The sequence below is a fragment of the Asticcacaulis sp. genome (genome assembly GCF_047605585.1).
In the GTDB taxonomy this organism is placed as follows: Bacteria; Pseudomonadota; Alphaproteobacteria; order Caulobacterales; family Caulobacteraceae; genus Asticcacaulis.
Map to the genome: position 1 here is coordinate 208,801 of NZ_JASGFK010000005.1, position 20,671 is coordinate 229,471.

The window sequence follows — 20,671 nt, forward strand, 5'->3', positions numbered from 1 at the left end:
CGGCCCCGGCGTGAGCAAGGACATGGTCAAGATCAGACATCTTCTCTGTCTTTTATGGGCTCTTTCCGGGCTGGTCTCGCTGCCGATGTGCGCCCCCGCATCGGCAGCGACCCAGCATATCCAGAATACCGCCACTTTCAGCTTCAGCCATAACGGCTCCGCCGATAGCGTAATCTCAAATACCACCACCCTGGATGTCGATCTCGATGTATGGCCGACCGCCATCAAATTCTATCGGATGCCCAAGGATTTCGACTACAGCGACCTGACCTGCGTGGCCGGTCCTCCCGTGGGTATTCACGCCGCCCCCGTCGATGCCGCCACCCTGGCCACCATGTCCGAGGACAGCGATGCGACCGATCCGGATATGGCGGTGGTCCTTCAGGCGCCGAACTCAAATCGCGATCCCGCTGCACGCGAGACTGTAACCATTATTGGCAGCGCCTCCACGGGTCAGTCCGGCACGGTCATCCTGACCGAGACCGGGCCGAATACTGGCATCTTTGCTGGCGGTCTGTACCCGACGGCGCCTACCGGTCACGCCCAGGCCTGCCTGCCTGTCTTCCCGGCCAATACGCGTTTCAGCGCCAGCTTTCCGGGTGACAGCTATTCGACGCCCAGCGAAAACAGTATTCTGATCGATCCCTACGGCCATGTGTTCGATTCTGTCACGGGGGATCGCATCAATGGCGCGATCGTTTCCATCGTCAATGACGCCACCGGCCAGCTCGCCGCCGTCTATGGCGACGATGGCGTCACCGTTTATCCCTCACAGGTGACCAGCGGTCAGGATGTGACCGACGCCGGCGGCACGGTTTATAAAAACAGCGATGGCGATTATCGCTTCCCGATGCTGGAGGCGGGCACCTACCACCTGATCGTCAAAGCGCCGGACGGCTATACCGCGCCATCCACCGTAGCGCCCGCCGACCTGCCGACAGGGTCGAGCGGCGCCTATGTGATCAGCGATGCGTCCTACGGCAAACCGTTTGTGCTCAGCTCGCCCGAACCGCTCCAGGTCGATATTCCGCTCGATCCGATACCGCACGGCGCCCTGCTGATCCAGAAGACCGCTTCGCTGCGCGAGGCCTCACCGGGCGATGTCATCGCCTATCACCTGAGCATCACCAATCCCGAGATCAGCGTCACGCGGAAAAGCGTCATCACCGATACCCTGCCGGCCGGCCTGCGTTACAAACGCGGCACAACCAGCGGGGTCGATGAACCAGAGGTTTCGGCGGATGGACGCACCCTGACCTTTACCCTGGCCACCCTTGCAACCAATCAGACGATCGATGTGCGCTATGGCGTCGAAGTCATGCCCGCGGCGCCGGTCGGAGATGCCGTCAATAGCGCCGTAATCCAGATTACGGGCGGCCCGGCCAGCGCCGTGGCCTCTGCCCATGTGCGTATTCAGCCCCTGCTGTTCACCGACGCCATGACGATTGTCGGCCGCGTCACCGATGGCGGCTGCGAGGGCGGTTCTGACAGTGGCAAGGGCGTGGCGAATGTCCGTCTCCTGTTGGACGATGGCACCTATGTGATGACCGACCGCGACGGCCTGTACCATTTCGAAGGCCTGCGCAAGGGACGCCATGTCGTCGCCCTCGACACCACCGCCCTCTCCGAAGCCTGGGCCCCGGTGGTCTGCCAGGACGATACCCGCTGGGCCGGCAGCACGACGTCGCGCTTTGTCGAGGGCGACGGCGGCAGCCTGAAGCGCGTCGATTTCCGCCTGAAGGCGACCGGCAAGGCGGCCGCCGAAGAAGAAGCCTTGCCGATCAAGGTCATGGCCAGCGACATCGCCGCCGGCGGCCGCACGCAATGGCTACTCGGCCAGGCGCCGGGCATAGACTGGCTGTTTCCGGACGTCGATCACAATCCGCGCGCCCCGGCGCTGCGCGTGGCCATCAAGCACTATCCCGGCCAGCGCGTGGCCCTGACGGTCAATGGCAAGCCCACCGATCCGCTGGCCTTCGACAGCACCGACAAAAGCGATGACGTGGCCGTCAGTCTGTGGACCGGCCTGCCGCTGGTCGAGGGCGACAATGTGTTGGAAGCCCGCGTGCTCGATGCCTCCGGCGCGGCGGTCAAGACCCTGACGCGCACCGTGCACTATGCCAATACGCCTCTGCAGGCGACCTATGTGCCGGAGCTGTCGCGCCTGGTGGCCGATGGCCGCACACGTCCGCTGATTGCCGTGCGCCTGACCGACCGCGACGGCAAGCCGGTGCGCGACGGCGCCATGGCCGCCTTCCACATCGACCAGCCCTACAGCACTGCCCAGGCGGCGCAGGCCGAGCAGTCGCGCCAGCTCTCCGGCCTCGACCGCGCCGACACCTTCGTGCGCATCACCGGCGACAACGGCATGGCCTTCATCGCCCTGGAGCCGACCACTCAGGCGGGAGAGGCACACATCACCTTCGAGCTGACGCAAGACAAGACCACGCGCAAGAGCGATATCCGCGCCTGGCTGGAGGCCGACCAGAAGGACTGGGTGGTCGTCGGTTTCGCACAGGGCACGGCGGGCTTCGACACCCTGACCAAGAACACCCACCGCTACTGGCTGCCCAAGGATCGCGACATCACCACCAGCGGCCAGCTCAGCCTTTATGCCAAAGGGCGCGTCAAGGGCAAATGGCTGCTGACCCTGGCCTACGATTCCGACCACAGCTACGATCCGGACAGCGGCCTGCTGTCGGGCATCGATCCGGACAAATATTACACGGTCTATGGCGACGGCACACGCCAGGCCTATGACGCCGCCACCTCGCGTAAACTCTACCTGCGCCTGGAGCGCAAGGACGCCTATGTCATGCTCGGCGATTTCGAAACCGGGCTGAAGGACACGCAGCTGGGGCGCTTCAGCCGCACGCTCAATGGTTTGAAGGCCGGCTACCATGGCAAGCATATCGAAGCGACCGGTTTCGCCGCCCGGTCAGACCAGCGCTACGCGCGCGACGAAATCCAGGGCAATGGTCTGTCCGGGCCCTACCGCCTTTCCGCTGGCGGGCTGATTTCCAATTCGGACCAGGTCACGCTGGAGACGCGCGACCGCTTCCGCCCGGAGAAAATCATCGAGTCCCGCCTGCTGACCCGGCATATCGATTACGACATCGATCCCGACGCCGGCACCCTGACCTTCCGCGAGCCGGTCCTGGCCCGCGACGCCGATTTCAACCCGATCTATATCGTTGTCGATTACGAGGTCGAGGGTACGGGCGACAAGCGCCTGGTGGCCGGCGGCCGGGTGTCGGCGAAGATAAAGGACCGCCTTGAAATCGGCGCCACCGTCCTGCGTGACGACAGCCAGAGCCAGGCTACGGTCGCCGGTCTGGATATGAAGGCGCAGGTCGGCAAGAGCCTTGAGGTGCGCGCCGAAGCGGCCGGCGGCGGACGCAGGAACGCCGGCGACAATACCGCCTTTCTGATCGAGGCCGAGCATCGCGGCACCCGCAGCCAGATGCTAGCCTATGTGCGCCAGCAGGACGAGGGCTTCGGTGTCGGCCAGCAGAACATCACCGAGGCCGGCACGCGCAAGCTCGGCATCGATGGCCAGATACGCCTGACCGATATCTACTCACTGAGCGTTTCGGCCTGGCGCCAGCAATCGCTTGTCGATACCTCAAGCCGCATCGCCGGCGATATCAAGCTGGAACGCCGACACAAGAACGGCACCCTGTTCATCGAGGCGACCACGGCCTCCGACGAGGGCATGGGCCAGGATACGACGACGGATACAGCCACCTCGGCGGTCAGTTCGACCAAGCAATCGAGCCAGATCATCGGCATCGGCGGCACCCAGAGCCTGATGCACGACAAACTGCAACTGAGCGGCCAGGTTCAGCTGGCCCTCGGCGGGGCGGATGACAACAGTGAATACCCGGTACGCCAGTCGATCGCCGCCGCCTACAAGCTGACTGACTCGGTACGACTGATCGCCGGGCATGAAGTGGCCAATGGTGCGGGCCTACACGGTCATACCAGCCGCATCGGTTTCGATCTGACTCCGTGGCATGGCGCCAAGCTGATGACCACGCTCAACCAACTGGCCCTGGGGGAGAACGGCGCCCGCAGCTTCAGCCAGATGGGTCTCAACCAATCCTTGCCCATCGGCCAGAACTGGACCGTGGATGCGACGCTCGATTCCAGCCAGACGATGTCCGGCCATATCAAGGAAGACGCGGTCAATCCCTTCCAGCCGATCACCACCGGACAGGCCCTGAATGACAGCGGTAATTACGATTACACGTCCGCCACGCTCGGCGCCACCTACCGCGCGAGCAACTGGTCATGGAACGGCCGAGCCGAGGTACGCCGCAGCGACGTCTCCAACCGCACCGGACTGACGAGCAATCTGATCCGGGCGCTGGGCGAGGGCAAGACGGTGGCGTCTTCGCTGCGCATCTACCATCTGACGGACAGCGAAGGCCGCAAGGCCGAATTGGCCTCGGCCGATATTTCGCTGGCCTGGCGTCCGCTCGACAGCCGCTGGTCGGTGCTGGAACGTCTGGAACTGCGCCACAACCGCGCCGATGCCGATGTGAAGGACGCAGACGTGCTCGGCATCACGGTCTCAACCGGCGAGAACCAGGTAACGACGCGCCTGATCAACAATATCGCCCTGAACTATACCGCCGACCACGGCATCGAGGCTTCGGTCTATTACGGCGCCAAGCTGATCCGCGGCAAGCTGGCCGACGACGCCTATGACGGCTTTATCGACGCCATCGGCGCCGATATCCGCAAGTCGCTTGGCAAGCGCTTCGATATCGCCTTCTCGCTCAGCCGCCAGCTGGCCCATAACAGCGGCGTCAGCGCCATGAGCTACGGCCCTTCCATCGGCTTCTCACCGAAAAAGGATGTGTGGATTTCGGTCGGCTACAACATCGCCGGCTACCATGATCCGGATACGGACGGCAGCCACTATACCGAGCAGGGCCCCTATATCACTGCCCGCGTCAAGTTCGATGCCAATACCCTTAGGAATATCTTCTGATGCCGTCTTCACCCAGGATTGGATTTCACATTGTCTAGTTTGCAAAATGGTCTCTATAGTTGTCGAATCGATTCCGGACTCCTCTTTTCGGCGAGGGAAACCGGTCCGATGGCCGCGCACCAGGGAGACAGCGACTTGAATTCCGAGTTTAGCCAGGATGTCATCCGCCTGTTCGATCAATCGCCGACCTTCATGGTCTTCCTGAAAGGGCCCGAACACCGCTTCGAGCTGGCCAATCCCGCCTATATGGCGCTGGTGGGTGAACGAAAGCTGATCGGCCTGACCGTGGCCGAGGCGATCCCAGAGGCAGTGGATCAGGGCTTTCTCGGCATGCTCGACGATGTGTTCAAAAGCGGTGAGGCCATTACGGCCCGCAGCGCGCGCTATGACCGCGTGCTGAACGGCGCCACCACCGAGCTCTATGTCGATTTCGTCTACCAGCCGATCATCGGCAATGACGGCCAGGTCAGCGGCATACTGGCGCAGGGCGTGGATGTGACGCAGCGGACCCAGGCCGAACAGGCGCTCATCGAGGCGCGCAATGCCGCCGAGGCCGCCGAAATTTCCAAGGCCGATTTCCTCTCGCACCTCAGCCACAACATCCGCGCGCCGATGAACGCGGTGGTCGGACTCGCCAATATCCTGACCACTACCCAACCCCTGAGCTACGAGCAGGGCGAATATCTCCACGCCCTGCTGCTGAGTGCGGAATCGGTGCTCCATCAGGTCAGCGACATGGTCGATACGGCGCGGATCGAAGCTCATATCATCGACCTGGATATCGCCGCCTTTTCACCGGCCGAGCTTGTGGCGAAGGTGGCGGGTAATGTCGCCGTGCAGGCGCGTGAAAAGGGCCTGTCGCTCGACGTCGAAATCCTGTGCGACGAAGACGAACAACTGATGGGCGATGCCGCGCGCATCGGCCAGATCCTCAACCAGCTGGCCAGCAATGCCATCCAGTTCACCGAGGACGGCGGCCTGCATTTCACCGTGGCGACCGAATCTGCGGAGGATAGCCAGCGTCGGCTGACACTCACAGTCAGTGATACCGGGGTGGGCATGCCGGCGGGAAAAATCGCCACGCTTTTTCGCCCCTCGGTCGATGCCGATACCGGGCTGAAGCGCCGCTATGGCGGCACCGGCCTGGGGCTTTCGATCGCCCGCACCCTGTGCGAGATCATGGGTGGCACGATCACGGCGGAAAGCACGCCGGGCGAAGGCTCGCGCTTTACCGTCCGGTTGCCGCTGGCCAGCGCTGAAAGCGATGGGGCTGAAACGACCCCGGTCCCGGCTGAGGCGGAGACACTGGCGCAAACCGATCTGTCCGGCTTCCCGCCGATCCTGCTGGTCGAGGACTATGAGCCGAACATACTAGTGGCAACCACCTTCCTGGAACGGCTGGGCTATCGCGTCGAGGTGGCGATGAACGGCCTGAGCGCCGTTGAGAAGGCGCGGACCGGTGTCTATGCCCTGGCGCTGATGGATGTCCAGATGCCCGGCATTACCGGCATCGAGGCCACGCGCATGATCCGCGAGGAAGAGGCCGTTGAAGGCCGCCCCTATCTGCCGATCATCGGCGTGACGGCCCATTCCCTGGCCGCCGACCGCGACCGCTGTCTGGAGGCCGGCATGGACGAATTCCTGCCCAAGCCGTTCAATGCCGCCGACCTGCATGAAAAGATGGCGGCCGTTCTGAGCCTGCAAAAAGCCGCCTGAACCCGCCAGGCGCCGATTTTATCAGGCGGCTTTTATATAGGCGTCTTCGGTTTCGATGGAGGCCTTCAGGTGCGGCAGGGCGCGTTGCCAGGCCGCCTCCAGGTTTTCCAACTGCGGCAGAAGCGTGCCCACGCCCTGGTCGACCTCGGCATATTGACCCGCGCCGGTCTTCAGTTCCACGGCCTGCACATCCAGGGCCATCAGGCCGAACGGCTGCGCCTGGGTCTGCAGGGCCTGAATCTCCAGCAAAAGGTCCGAGGCCGGACCATTCGATTCAATCAGGCTGCGCAGCCGCGCCAGACGCGCATCGCCATCCTGCATGAACAACTGGATATAGGCGGGATAGGCCTTGCCGAGCGAGAGGCGCAACGATTGCAGGGTCGCCTCGTCCACCACGGTGCGGTGTTCGTAGGAGCTGTGCGCCGCCAGGACGATCCGGTCGGCCGGCAGCCAGCGGATGAGCGCCGCCGACAGTTCGGTGCTCTTGACCGGCTTAGTGATGAAGGCATCCATGCCGGCTTCGAGGCACTTTTCCCGGTCGCCGATCATGGCGTTGGCCGTCAGGGCCAGGATGGGGATATGGCGCACCTCTCCACCTTTCATCAGTTCACGGATGATCGTCGTCGCCTCGTAGCCATCCATCACCGGCATCTGGCAATCCATGAAGATGATGTCGAAGGTTTCGCGCTTCGCCTTCTCGATGGCGACCTGGCCGTTTTCGGCCACCTGGACCTCGCAGCCCATGCCGTTGAAGATTTCCAGCGCGAACTCGCGGTTGACCCGGTTATCCTCGACCAGCAGGATACGCACGCCGGGGAAGGTATGTTCTTCGGCCTCGATGACGGTTCCGCCGGCCGGCGCCGGTTTCTGGACCAGGCTGGCCGGGAGCCATTTCGACAAAGCATGGACCAGATCGGCGCGACGCGCCGGCTTGGTGACGTAATCACGCATGCCGGCCGCCAGGCAAAGGTCGCGGTCGCCCTTGTCGTCATTCGCTGTCAGGGCCAGTACCGGCACCTCGGCAATGGTGCCTTCGCGGATATGGTCATTAATCGCCTTGGTGGCCTCGAAGCCGTTCATGACTGGCATCTGGCAGTCCATGAGGATCAGGTCGAACTGTTCGCTGATGGCTTTTTCAACCGCCTCGGCGCCATTGACGGCCACCTCGACACTGGCTCCCAGGCCTTCGATGGTCTCGACCGCAAAGCCCTGATTGACGCGGTTGTCTTCCGCCAGCAGGATGCGGGCGCCTTCGAAACGGGTCAGGGTTTCGTCCATGATCCGGGTACGAATATTCTCGACCCGGACCAGGCCGTCGCGCTCGCCGTTCTTCCAGGCATACCAGACCATGTTCACCGTCTCATGCAGCTGGCGGCTGTAGACCGGCTTCGACAGATAGGCCGATATGCCGACGCTGGCCATGCGCTGGGCGAAGGTCTGGCCGCCCGCCGATGACATGATGACGATGGCGATATCCTTGATCGTCGAGTCGTGGGCCTTGATGCGCCGCGCCAGTTCCTCGCCATTCAGCCCCGGCATGACATAATCGAGCAGGGCGATCTGACAGGGCGTGCCGTGATTTTTCTGGACCTGGAGCATGTCGCAGGCCTTGAGCGGATCGACGCAGGTGACAACCTCCATGCCCAACACTTCCAGTTGTTCGGAAATGATGCGCAGATTGTCGACGACATCGTCGACCACGAGCACTCGCACGCCCTTCAGGTGATCGAGATCGATATCGCCGGCCGGGGCCAGGGCGGCGACGCTTCTTTCCAGGGTCAGGGTGAAGGTAAAGACCGAACCCTTGCCGACCTCGCTTTCGACCTTGATCGACCCGCCCATCATCTCCACCAGTTCGCGGCAGATGGCGAGGCCGAGACCGGTGCCGCCGTATTTGCGCGTCGTCGAGGAATCGGCCTGGGTGAATTTCTGGAACAGGCGCGACTGGACGTCGGCCGGAATACCGATGCCGGTGTCCTCGACGGAAATACACAGACGCGACATGCGCGGATCGCTGATCGTCAGTTCCTCGACATTGAGCAGAACGCGACCGGCGGCAGTGAACTTGATGGCGTTGCTGAGGAGGTTGGTCACAATCTGGCGCACGCGCACCGGATCGCCGACGAAGCTTTCGCCGGCCTGCGGCGCATAGCGCATGACCAGCTCTATGGCCTTTTCGCGCGCCTTGACCGCCATCAGGGCCGAGACCTGCTCGACCACCGTCTTGAGATTGAACGGTATCTCCTCGATTTCCAGCTTGCCGGCCTCGATCTTGGAGAAGTCCAGGATATCGTTGATGATGGACAGCAGGGTTTCGGCGGACTGCATCGCCGTCTGAGCGAATTCGATCTGGCGCGGATTGAGGCGCGAATCGAGCAGCAGTTCGGTCATGCCCAGTATGCCGTTCATCGGCGTGCGGATCTCGTGACTCATGGTCGCGAGGAATTCGGACTTCATGCGGTTGGCATGGACGGCGGTCGAGCGGGCAGCCTCCAGCTCGACATTGTTGCGCGTCAGTTCTTCGGCGAAAACGGCCAGCCGGTTTTCGGCGCGCTTGCGGTCGGTGATATTGGTGGCGAACTTGACGATCTTGAAAACCTTGCCGAACGCGTCGAAGACCGGGTTATAGGCGCCCTGAATCCACACCTCGTTGCCATTCTTGTCAAAGCGCTGGAACTCGCCGGCCTGGAAGCGGCCAGCCACGAGGTTCTTCCAGAAAAGCAGGTATTCCGGGCTTTGTGCGTCCTTCGGATCGACGAACATGCGGTGGTGGTGACCCTGGATTTCCGACAGGTCGTAACCGAAGATGTTCAGGAAGTTGCTATTGGCCGTCAGCACCTGGCCTTCGAGATCGAATTCGACCACCGCCTGGGAGATGTTGATAGCGTTTATCTTGCCGGTCAGGTCGGCATAGAGCTCGCGCTTCTCCGTCTGGTCGCGCACCGACACGACATAGAGCTTGCGGCCGTCGCGTTCGAAGCGGCCAAAACCGAATTCCACCGGGAAGAGCGTGCCGTCATGACGCTGGGCATTAACCTCGATCGACTGGTCCAGCTTGCCATCGGGTGCCTCGAAATAGGCGGTCAGCAGGTGCTGGTACTGTACAAGGTGGTCACTGGCGATCAGCTGGCCGAGCGGATGATTGCGCATCTCCGCCTCAGTCGTGCCGAACAGGCGCTCCGCCGTGCTGTTCATGCTGAGCACGATTCCGGCTTCATCTATGGTGAAGATGGCCTCCAGGGTCGAATCCAGCACATCGCGCACCTGAAGGGCGGCGAGGAATTCCTCGCGCCGGACCGCCGCGCGGCGAAACAGGAAGACGGTCAGCACGCTTGCCAGGGCGGCGATGCCGAGGAAGGCCAGGGTGGCGTTGCGCGCCAGCACAAGGCCATCGTAACGCGTCTCTATGGTATCGCTCAGATGGTCATTGAACAGCGTCGCGCTCTGGATATTGGCATTAAGGGCATCGTTGAGCAGCAGGCGCGCCTTAGCAAGGTCCACGATGCTTGAGTCCTGAGGCGCGATGGTATCGAGTTCATCGGCCAATGCGTTTATCTTGTCGACCACGCCGAAGCGGTGCTCGATATTGCGAGTGCGTGCATAGGCAGCATGGCGGCTCAGGGTCGACAGGGGATACTGGTAATGGACCAGGGCGGCGCGCAGGCCGGACGAGGCATCCTGAATGGCTTCCTGCTTGCTGCGGACATCGGTCAGGGAGTTGGTCGGGCGCTCGATGATGCGATGAATTTCATACAGGCGATCGATGAGGTCGGCCGTATCGACAATATCCAGCCGCGCGATGGCCGAACTTTCATTATCCGGATCCTGGATCAGATGCGCCTCGGTACCGACGTCCTGCATGAAAGCCATCAGCGCGTCCAGGCTCCTGTCGCGCCGGGAGGCGGTCATGACCGGCGCCTGGCTGTAAGCCAGGAGATCGGCGCGGATGCTCTTCCACTGCGACCTGACGCCCAGATAGCCCGCCGTCGCATCCAGGGCATCGACCTTGCCGATACTGGCGCGCAGGGCCGCGCCGGTCGCCCGGTCGACGGCCTCCGTTTTCGAATAGTAATGGCCGGTGCCCGACGATCCGCTGGCATATTCCTCAAGCTCCGCGAAGACGTTCACGAGCGCGTTGTGATAGGCCAGCCCCTCGCGCTCCGTGCGCGTGAAATCCATGTTGCGATGGATTTCGTGCAGGAAAATACTGACGGCGGCCACGATCGGCACGATCAGCATGGCGAAGACAGCAATCGGGAAATATTTGTGCTTGAGCATGACGCGGCTTTACGGATCGGCGGGTGAAACCTGAGGCGGCGCGAAGACACGGTGTGGGCCAGATGTGCGCGCCCCATAGAAATGCATTATATTACCATGGGACGCATTCTGACGCCCTTGTCACAATTTAAGGTGGAAAATATTAAGAAATTGTAGTTGAACGCTGAGACCGAGATCACTTGCGGTTGTGATCGCGCAAAACCCTGAAACTCTAGCCCTGAACGCGCTCGACCAGCCAGGCGGTGCCAGCCTGGATCGTCGGGAAGGCGCGCATTTCGTGCCTGGGAAACAGGAGATCCGCCAGCGGCAGCCGCGCCGTGATGAGCGGATTTTTGGTGATTACCGCTACGCGCACGTCGCGCTTGATGAAGAAGCGCAGGCCCGCCCAATACTCGCCAAGACGCAGGATATCTTCATAGGCCACATGGCCATCGCAATCGAGCAGATCGATAACCCGATCATAGGTCCATGGGGCCTCGAGCGATTTGAGTATCTCTATCTGCCGATCGATGAAGGCCGCAGAGTCCATGGGCCCCACGACAGTGAGATAAACGCAGTGATTTGCCTTATCGACCACATGGGTCAGGAAAAATGCTTCAGTCATAGTCGGGCCTTGCAATCGCCCCCAGGTTTACATGTTCAGGATTAAGATTTTGCCCACGCCTTTGAACACAAAGCGTTGCGCTCATACGATACGCGCAACAAAACAACTCAAGGTGCAAAAAAGTTATCCGTTCCTTTACCCGATATTGGAATAATGTCGTTATCAATTTTTTGGAATCCCCCCTGTGAGCGACGCCGCCGGACCTCCAACCTCTCCCATTGCCCCTGAGCAAGATGCCGGTTTCCTTGAGCGTTTGCTTGACAGCCTGCCAAGCGGCCTCCTGCTCATTCGCGGCGACAGAAGCATCGGCTACGCCAACAAGGCGTTTGTGGCGCTGTGGCGGGTGCCCAGCGACCTGCAGATCTACCGGAATGATTTCGCGCTGCTGAATTATGTGACCAGCCAGCTCATCGATCCCTATAGTTTTATCAGCGAGGTCGAGCGCCTGTACGCCTCGCAGGAAACCTCAGAAGATGAGCTGCATTTCAAGGACGGCCGCATATTCGCGCGCCAAAGCCTGCCGGTGATAGACGACCAGGGCGGCAATGGGCGCCTGTGGATCTATACGGCCATGGATGACGCGACGAGTCTGGCGCGCCGCCGCATGGGCGCACCGGCGGAAGGGCCTGGTGCTTCATCGACCGCTTCATCGGCCGCTCACAACCGCAAGGGACTGTTCGATGTCGTGCGCGACGTCATGAAGGGCCAGCCCCCCAGACACAACTCCTGACACTCTTCCCCTTAATTAACAAGGCGTTTACCTTATAAAGGCAGATTGATTTCTGATATTCGCATTTGCGAAAAACCGGAATTCGGATATAGTCCGGGCAGTCCCTTTACACCCTCAGGTATGAATGCCCGACACCTTTTCCGACAAGCAGGTAGCGGCATCTCCCCGCCTGAAAATGAGTGACATCGCCGCCTTGGCCGGCGTTTCCGTCTCCACCGTTTCCCGCGCCCTGGCCGGCAACAGTCTGATCCCGCAGCGCCTGCGCGAACGCATCGAGGAACTGGCCGAGAACCACGGCTATGCCGTCAATCACGCCGCCCGCAACCTGCGTCTCCAGAAAACCCAGACCATCGGCATCGTCGTGCCGGTGCCGGCAGAGATGAGCCAGTCCCTGACCGATCCACTGCTGCTCCAGATGATCGGTCACCTGACCGAAGAAATCAGCCAGCGCGGCTATGACCTTTTGCTGCGCAAGATCAACGCTCCGCAAAAGGGCTGGTTGCAATCCCTCATCCAGTCGCACCGCTTCGATGGCCTGCTCGTGCTGGGCCATGGCGGGCAGCAGGCCGCGCTGCAGGAGACCGCCAGCAAATACCTGCCCATGGTGGTCTGGGGGGAACGCGCCACTCAATCTGCCTATTGCACCGTCGGGATCGACAATGTGCAGGCCGGGCGGACCGCAACCGAGCACCTGATTTCCATTGGGCGCAAGGCCATCCGCTTCCTCGGCCCCGCGGCCAAGACTCCGGAAGTCGAAAGCCGGTATCGCGGATATGTCGAGGCCATCAGCCTGTCGGGTCTGTCGATGAATACCGCGCCGGTCACCTGCCAGTTGACACATGTCTCGGCCTACGAGGCGGTGCGGGCCCTGCTGCAGGCCGGAGAACCCTTCGATGCCCTGTTCTGTGCGTCGGATATCGTGGCCAACGCGGCCCGCATGGCCCTGACCGAGGCGCGCCTGCGCATTCCCGATGCCGTGGCGCTGGTCGGTTTTGATGATGTGCCTATGGCGCAGACCCTCTCCCCGCCCCTGACCACCATCCGCCAGGACCCCGGCGTGGCTGCCAACCTGCTGGTCGAGATGCTGTTCCGGCGCATGGCGGGGCAAAGCACGCCGGCGAACCTCTTCCCGGCCCGGCTGATCGTGCGGCAATCCAGCGTGGGCACCGCACTGTTTTCCTGACACCTATTCCGTCGGAAAAGCGACGCGGGTCTGCGAAAACGCCTCTTCGAGGCGCGCCAGCTGTTCCGAAAACCACGGCATACCGTTGGTGGCTTCGCGTGCCGCCGCCTCAATCTCCTTGGCGATGCCCGATACCAGGGCCGCACCCATCTGGCGGCTCGATGATTTGAGCGTATGTGCGGGCGAGACGATAGCGGTGACATCGCCGGAGGCAATGGCGCTGCCGATGGCGTTCACATACCCTTCCGCGTCTTCGAGATAGTAGCCGCACATGGTCGGGAACTTGGCCTTGAACATCGCCCGTGCCTCGCTGACGGCCGCCATGTCCAGAATTTCTGCTGTATTCATTACTCGATCCTCATTTTTGAAGGTTACTGGCTGGCCAGGCGCGAGGCCTTAGCTTTTTCATTGGGGGCTTTTTCACTGGGGGCTTTTTCGCTGCTGGCCATGGTCCGCGGCATGTCGGCAACGCTGGCGCCCAGCGCGGTATAGAGATTGACCCCGGCTGAGGTCAGGCGCGCGCGCGACTGGACGGCCGACAGCTGCGCGTCCAGCAACTGCTGTTCCGCGATCAGGACATCGAGGAAGGTGGCATAGCCCGCCTGAAATTTCAGGCGCGCCTGACGTGCGGCCTCGGCCTGGATGGTCGACGTATTGTCGAGCGTGGTCAGGCGCTGCTGCTCCTCGCCATAGACGACAAGGCTGCGTTCGACATCTTCGACCGCCAGCAGCACGGTCTGCTTGTAGCTGAGGAAGGCCTGCTCCTGACGCGCCGACTGGGCATCGATCTGATTATGTATGCGGTCATAATCCAGCAGGGGCCGGCTGAGATTGGCCGCCAGGTTCAATGGCGCCGAACTGCCGAACAGGCTGGACGAGGACAGGCCGAAGAAGCCGGACAGAGAGATTTTCGGGAACAGGTCGGCCGTGCTGATACTTTTGGCAAGCCCCTGCTGTTCCAGCTGGTATTCCGCATTCTGCACATCCGGACGATTGGCAATCACCTCGGCGGGCGTCTTCAGGGCGGTATCGGTGACGAATACCGGCATGTCGCGGTCCGGCATCAGCAGGGCATCGCGGGCACCCGGCGCCTCCCCCAGCAGGACCGCGATACGGTTGCAGTCGATCTGGATGGCGGCGCGGACACTTGGCAGCTGCGATCTGGTCGTTTCCACCTGGGCGGAAGCACGCAGGACATCGAGCTGGACACCGGCACCGGCGGCGGTCTGAATCTTGACGACGCGCAGGGTTTCACTTTGCAGCTCGATATTCTTCTGCAGCAGGGCATATATCCTCTGCTGCTCACGCAGGTCGATATAGGCAATCGCCACCTCGCCCAGCAGAGAGTTGATCGCGCCGCGATACTGCGCATCCGCCGCATTCAGGCCGGCCTGACCCAGCTGGGATTCGAGTTTCTGCAGGCCATAGAGGTCGATATCCCAATTGCCGCCGACGCCCGCACCGAGACGCGCATCGCCATCATTGAGGCCGCCCATCGCCTTCTGCCCGGCCGTCACAGCGCCGCTGCCATTCAGGTACAGGCTGGGCTTGTAACGCACATCGTTGATCTTGCTGAGCGAACGCGCCTCATCGACCCGCGCCATGGCCACCTTGACGTCGAGGTTCTGCGCCAGTGCCGCCGACATCAGCTGATCGGCGACCGGATCGTGCCAATCCGTCCACCAGTCCGAACGCGCCGCCACCTTCGAGGGGGCGTCTGGCGCCGCATGCCAGACGGCCGGAGCTTCGAGCGCCGGCTTCTGATAGGCGACGGGCGCGGTCTGGCAGGCCGTCAGGGCGAGCAGAGCCGACAGGGCGGCCCCTCTGATATAAATACGCATCATCCTAGTCCTCTGGCGGCGGTCTTCATTTGCGGGACATCCAGATCCTCGTCCGTGATCAGCGCATCGAGGGCATCGGACAGTTCATCCCAGTCAGTAAGCAGGCTGTCGATCTGCGGGGTCAGGGTCTCGCAGTTGCGGCCGGCGGCGGCATGCTGGGCGGCGGCCTGCATCAGCTGGTGCGCCGTATTGACGAAGGCGGTGGCGCCGAAGAAGGGGGCATGAGCCTGCAGGGCCTGGATATCGATCAGCATGTCTGCGGCGGGCCCCTTGGCCACCATCACCTTGCGAATAGAGGCAAACCGCTCGTCGCATTCCTTGAAGAACAGGCAGACATAGGCCGCGAAAGAGTCACCCAGGCTGTTGCGCAGCATATCGAGCGAATGCGCTTCCAGCGTGGCCGCCCTGCGGGTCGACTGGCGCGGGGCGGAGAGCTTGCGCTGCGGCGGCAGCCAGGTGTTCAGCGCCTCGACCAGCTGTGACTTCTTGACCGGCTTCGTGATGAAGTCGTCCATGCCGACGCTCAGGCATTTCTCGCGATCGCCGATCATGGCATTGGCCGTGAGAGCGACAATCGGCAGGGTATCGACTGCACCCTCGGAGATCAGTTCACGAATGATGGCCGTCGCTTCGTAACCATCCATTTCCGGCATCTGGCAATCCATAAAAATCATGTCGAAGCTGTTCGTGCGGACCTTTTCAACCGCTATGCGCCCGTTTTCAGCAATCTGGACATCGCATTCCAGGCTGGAAAAGATTTCGAGCGCGAACTCGCGATTGATACGATTGTCCTCGACCAGCAGGATACGGGCGCTGGGGAAACGCTCCGCCTCCGCCGAGGCTTCCTGCGAAGCGGCCAGATCGGGCTGCTGGACCAGGTGGCGCGGCAGCCACTTGGTCAGGACGTGGACCAGATCAACCTTGCGCATCGGCTTGGTCACGTAATCGCACATGCCCGACGCCAGGCAGCGTTCGCGATCGCCCTTGAGATCGGAGGCCGTCAGGGCCACGACCGGCAGGTCCTTCGTCTTGCCTTCGCGGACCTGGCGGGCGATGGCTTCCGCCGCCGCAAAACCGTCCATGACCGGCATCTGGCAATCCATAAGAATGAGGTCGAAATCCTGAAGCCGCATCATGTTCAGCGCTTCGGCGCCATTAGGCGCGATACTGACCTCGACACCGAGGCCTTCAAGCACTTCCGTGGCAAAGCCCTGGTTGATGCGATTGTCCTCGGCGACCAGGATTTTCGCGCCCTCGAAGCGCGTCAGGTTTTCCGCCTTGAGACGGGTGCGCAGGTTTTCGACCGTCACAAGTCCATCGTGTTCGCCGTTTTCCCAGCAGTACCAGACGGTGGCGAGGGTTTCGCGCAGCTGGCGGCTGTAGACGGGTTTGGACAGGTAGGCCGACATGCCGCAGCTGGCCATGCGCTTGGCGAAACCAAATCCGCCGGCAGAGGTCATGATGACCAGCGCCGTGTTCTTGACGGTAGAGCCCGGCGCCTTGATGAGCCGCGCCAGTTCCTCACCATTCATACCCGGCATGATGTAGTCGATCAGCGCCATCTGGCAGGGGGTGCCCTGGGCCTTCTGCTCGATCAGGATATCAACCGCCTTGTGCGGGTCCAGGCAGGTCAGGACCTCCATGCCAAGAGCTTCCAGCTGTTCGGCAATGATGCGGGCATTGTCGGCGACATCGTCGACCACCAGGATACGCACACCCGCCAGGTGATCGATGGCGATCTCATCCGGAACCGCCAGCAGTTTGGCATTACGCGGCAGATCGATGGTGAAGGTGAAGACAGCCCCCTTGCCGACCTGGCTTTCGACACCGATGGTACCGCCCATCATCTCCACCAGCTCGCGGCAGATGGCCAGGCCGAGACCAGTGCCGCCGTATTTGCGGGTGGTCGAGGAATCGGCCTGGGTGAACTTCTCGAACAGCCGGGACTGGACGTGCGGTGCGATGCCGATGCCGGAATCGGCCACAGAAATGCTCAGGCGCGCGATATCGGGATTATCGGTTTCCAGCTGATCGACCTCGACCAGTATCCGACCCGTGGCGGTGAACTTGATAGCGTTGCTGACGAGATTGGTGACGATCTGGCGCACGCGTACCGGATCGCCCATGAACTGTTCGTCGGCAGAGGGCGCATAGCGCATCAGGAGTTCCAGGGCCTTTTCCTTGGCCTTGACGGCCATCAGCTCGGTGACGCCTTCCATGATGTCGCGCAGATTGAAGGGAATTTCCTCAAGCTCCAGCCGGCCGGCCTCGATCTTGGAGAAGTCCAGGATATCGTTGATGATCGACAGCAGGGATTCCGCCGACATCATCACGGTCTGGGCGAATTCCTGCTGGCGGCGCCCAAGTTGAGATTCCAGCAGAAGCTCGGTCATGCCGATAATGCCGTTCATCGGCGTGCGGATTTCATGGCTCATCGTGGCCAGGAATTCCGACTTCATGCGGTTCGCCCGCTCGGCCGAGGCGCGCGAAGCCTCCAGTTCCAGGTTACTTGCCGACAATTGCTCGGCGAACAGGACCAGCGAGTTTTCCGCGCGCTTGCGATCGGTGATATTGGTGGCGAAATTGACGACCTTGAGCACATTGCCGAAGCTGTCGAAGACGGGATTGTAGGCCGCCTGTATCCAGACGACATTGCCGTTGCGATCGAAGCGCTTGAATTCACCAGCCTGAGGCGAGCCCTCGCTCAGGTGCTCCCAGAAGAGACGATATTCCAGGGAGTGCATCTCCTTGGCATCGACGAACATGTGATGGTGGCAACCGAGAATATCGGACAGTTCATAACCGAAGAGGGCGAGGAAATTGCTGTTGGCTGCCAATATCCGCCCGTCGAGATCGTATTCGACGACAGCCTGGGTCTTGTTGATGGCTGTCATCTGCCCGGTGAGATCGGCATAGAGGCGGCGTTTTTCGGTCATGTCGCTGGCCGACACGACGTAGAGCCGCCGGTTATCGCTGTCGAAACAGCCGACGCCGAATTCGACCGGGAACGGATCGCCGCCGAACTTCAGGGCATGCACCTCGACGGTCTGCTCATTCAGCCCTGTCTGGCCGGTGACGAAACTGGCCATGACCATCAGGTAATGCGGTACGTGCTCCGCCAGGATCAGGCTGGTCAGCGGCTTGCCGATAAGAGAAGATTCGGAGAGCCCGAACAGGCGTTCGGCGGCCGAATTCATCGTGACGATCACCCCATCACCATCGACCGTGAAGATGGCCTCGACGGTAGCGTTCAGAATCGAACGCACCTGCATCGCCGACTTGAATTCCTCATTTCGGATCGAAGCGCGCCAGAAATAGAGGATCGCGCTTACCGAAGCAGCCAGTGCCAGCAGCAGCATGCTGACTGTAAGAAGCCGGGCAATTCTTTGAGCGGCGTACCGAACCTTGATCACATGATCCAGGCGTACGCTATAAGCCCGAACAGCGGCAACATTGGCATTCAGTGACGCCTCGGTCAGTTCCCTGGCACGATCGAAATTCACTGTCTGAACCGGTTGTTGCGCATCGCGCTCCAGTTCACGGATCAAATCATCCATCTTACCTATGGTGTTCAGTTGTTTTTCGACAGCCGCTGCTTGAGACGTCCGGGGCAGACGCTCCAGAGTATAAAGCGGATATTGATAGCGCTCCTGGACAACGTTCAGTCCGGCGCCGACATCCTGCACAGCCTCGCGCAAAGCCAAACGCTCATCGTCATTTGAAGGTTTCTGCGCCAATAACCGCTGCAGGCGATGCAGGCGGTCGAGCGCGTCCGGAATATTGACAACGATAAGACTGGCGATCGCATAACTTTCAACTTCAGGATCGGCCGTCAGGTGAGAATCGGTGGCGACGTCCCGCATAAACAGCTTCAGATCATGCAGCAGTTTATCCTGATCTGCGGTCGGTGCTGAAAGTGTCGAGGCATAATCGACCAACCGAGCCCGAAGGCTTTTCCACTGTTTCTGATCGTCTTCCGTGGCGCCATTGTTCTCCAGTGCGTCTACATGCTGGAGCTCATTTAACAGGGCCTGGGCCTTTGGCAGCCTGTCAGACTGTGTTTGCGGTCCGGACAAGGCATCGGTGTAGATCTGCGCCCTGTACATGACGTTACCCAACGCCGTCACATAGGTCAGGCCATCGCGTTCACGCCGCGTATACGCCTCTTCCCCGGTGAAGTGGTGCTGGAGCAGGCCCACAGCCGCGCAGATCGGCATGATGAACAGCGTGAACAGGACCAGCAGAAACAGGCGATGCCTTGTCATCTTGGCGCTACCTTACCAGTCCAGGCTTTTTTCCTGGCTACAGAAGGCCGTCACTTCGTTACCGGCTTCATTGTAGCCCAGACGATCGAAGCTCAGGGCATTGGCCTGCGCGATGCCGCGTCCGTGGTTATCCATCGCCCGTGCCGGATCGATGAACAGGTAATTCTTCCAGTCGAAGCCCCGGCCCTGGTCGCGGATCACGACATAGAAGCCTTCCGGCGCGCGCTTGTAGAAGACGTCGACATGGCGCTGGCTGAACTGGGGCATGGCCAGGCGCGACTCAATTTCGGCCGCCCAGGTGCCCTGCGCGATCAGCTGGCTTTTCGTGGCATAGCCGATCTCCAGATTGCCGTGCTCGACGGCATTGACGAGCAGCTCGGCCAGGCCGGCGATGGCGCGCTCCGGCGCCGGGAAGCAGTTGGCCAGGAAAACCGACAGGTTTTCCGCCTCGGCAATGGTCTTCAGGCGGAAGGCGCTGGATTCGATCAGGTTGAAGCTGGTGCGATGCTTGTTGAGCTCGCTCGCCAGCAGGCGCTTTTGCTGCGAATCGCGGATCGCGGCCAGCAGGACCGACTTCAGCACATCGGCATTGACCGGTTTGGTCAGGTAGTAGAAGACGCCCGCGTCGATGCCCTGCTTGACCTGATCGGGGCGATCGGAACCGGTTTGCATGATCACCGGCATCGACTTCAGTTCGCGCGTCTCCTTCATACGGGAGACCAGCTGCAAACCATCCATGACCGGCATTTCGCGATCGAGCAGGATCGTATCGATCTCGAAATGGCGCTGCATCAGGATGTCCAGTGCCTGCTGACCGTTCTCGGCCTCGATCACCTGGTAACCGAGTTCCTCCAGCATGGCGGTCAGGGTCATGCGCGTGACGCGGTCATCATCGACGGCCAGGATCAGGGGCGCCGCTTTGAAGGCGTTGGAAATCGATTGCATACGGGTTTCGACCGTATCGTACGCGGCGTTGGCCAGATTTTGCGGCATCTCAGTTTCCGATGAAATTAAAGGCTTAGGTCATGAACGGATTGTCGAACACCTCACCAGGG

10 protein-coding genes are annotated in these 20,671 nt (G+C 61.4%); 4 read left to right on the forward strand and 6 right to left on the reverse strand.

Annotated features, from left to right (window positions below):
- Positions 1-22: 22 nt before the first annotated feature.
- Together QM647_RS14190 and QM647_RS14195 are read left to right on the forward strand one after the other, a co-directional pair.
- On the forward strand, positions 23-4,999 hold the full coding sequence (locus QM647_RS14190) for a hypothetical protein (RefSeq protein ID WP_414996188.1): 4,977 nt from the start codon (positions 23-25) through the stop codon (positions 4,997-4,999).
- 135 nt (positions 5,000-5,134) lie between these two features.
- Positions 5,135-6,715 (forward strand): ATP-binding protein, encoded by a 1,581-nt coding sequence (locus QM647_RS14195; RefSeq protein ID WP_414996189.1) that lies wholly within the window; start codon positions 5,135-5,137, stop codon positions 6,713-6,715.
- 21 nt (positions 6,716-6,736) lie between these two features.
- On the opposite strand, the gene QM647_RS14200 is transcribed toward QM647_RS14195, so the two are convergent.
- Positions 6,737-10,993, reverse strand: coding sequence for a response regulator (locus QM647_RS14200; RefSeq protein ID WP_414996190.1), 4,257 nt, complete (start codon positions 10,991-10,993; stop codon positions 6,737-6,739).
- Positions 10,994-11,204: 211 nt separating this feature from the next.
- Positions 11,205-11,597, reverse strand: coding sequence for a hypothetical protein (locus QM647_RS14205; protein ID WP_414996191.1), 393 nt, complete (start codon positions 11,595-11,597; stop codon positions 11,205-11,207).
- A 184-nt stretch (positions 11,598-11,781) separates the two neighbouring features.
- Between QM647_RS14205 and QM647_RS14210 the strand changes: the two genes are divergently transcribed.
- Together QM647_RS14210 and QM647_RS14215 are read left to right on the forward strand one after the other, a co-directional pair.
- Entirely contained in the window at positions 11,782-12,327 is a 546-nt protein-coding gene (locus tag QM647_RS14210) for a PAS domain-containing protein (RefSeq protein ID WP_414996192.1), read from the forward strand.
- Positions 12,328-12,451: 124 nt separating this feature from the next.
- A complete protein-coding gene (locus QM647_RS14215) occupies positions 12,452-13,510 on the forward strand; it encodes a LacI family DNA-binding transcriptional regulator (protein WP_414996193.1) in 1,059 nt (352 codons plus the stop codon).
- Between the two features lie 3 nt (positions 13,511-13,513).
- Here the strand turns inward: QM647_RS14215 and QM647_RS14220 are convergent, their stop codons facing one another.
- The 4 genes from QM647_RS14220 to QM647_RS14235 are packed head-to-tail and all read right to left on the reverse strand — an operon-like array spanning position 13,514 to position 20,609.
- Positions 13,514-13,858 carry an Hpt domain-containing protein gene (locus tag QM647_RS14220; protein WP_414996194.1) on the reverse strand — a complete coding sequence of 115 codons (345 nt, stop codon included), beginning with the start codon at positions 13,856-13,858 and terminating at the stop codon, positions 13,514-13,516.
- A 23-nt stretch (positions 13,859-13,881) separates the two neighbouring features.
- Positions 13,882-15,354 carry an efflux transporter outer membrane subunit gene (locus QM647_RS14225; RefSeq protein ID WP_414996195.1) on the reverse strand — a complete coding sequence of 491 codons (1,473 nt, stop codon included), beginning with the start codon at positions 15,352-15,354 and terminating at the stop codon, positions 13,882-13,884.
- Positions 15,351-19,616 (reverse strand): response regulator, encoded by a 4,266-nt coding sequence (locus QM647_RS14230; protein ID WP_414996196.1) that lies wholly within the window; start codon positions 19,614-19,616, stop codon positions 15,351-15,353. The genes QM647_RS14225 and QM647_RS14230 overlap by 4 nt, the downstream gene beginning before the upstream one ends.
- 12 nt (positions 19,617-19,628) lie before the next feature.
- Complete coding sequence (locus QM647_RS14235) at positions 19,629-20,609, reverse strand: response regulator (protein ID WP_414996197.1); 981 nt, start codon at positions 20,607-20,609, stop codon at positions 19,629-19,631.
- Positions 20,610-20,671 lie beyond the last annotated feature (62 nt).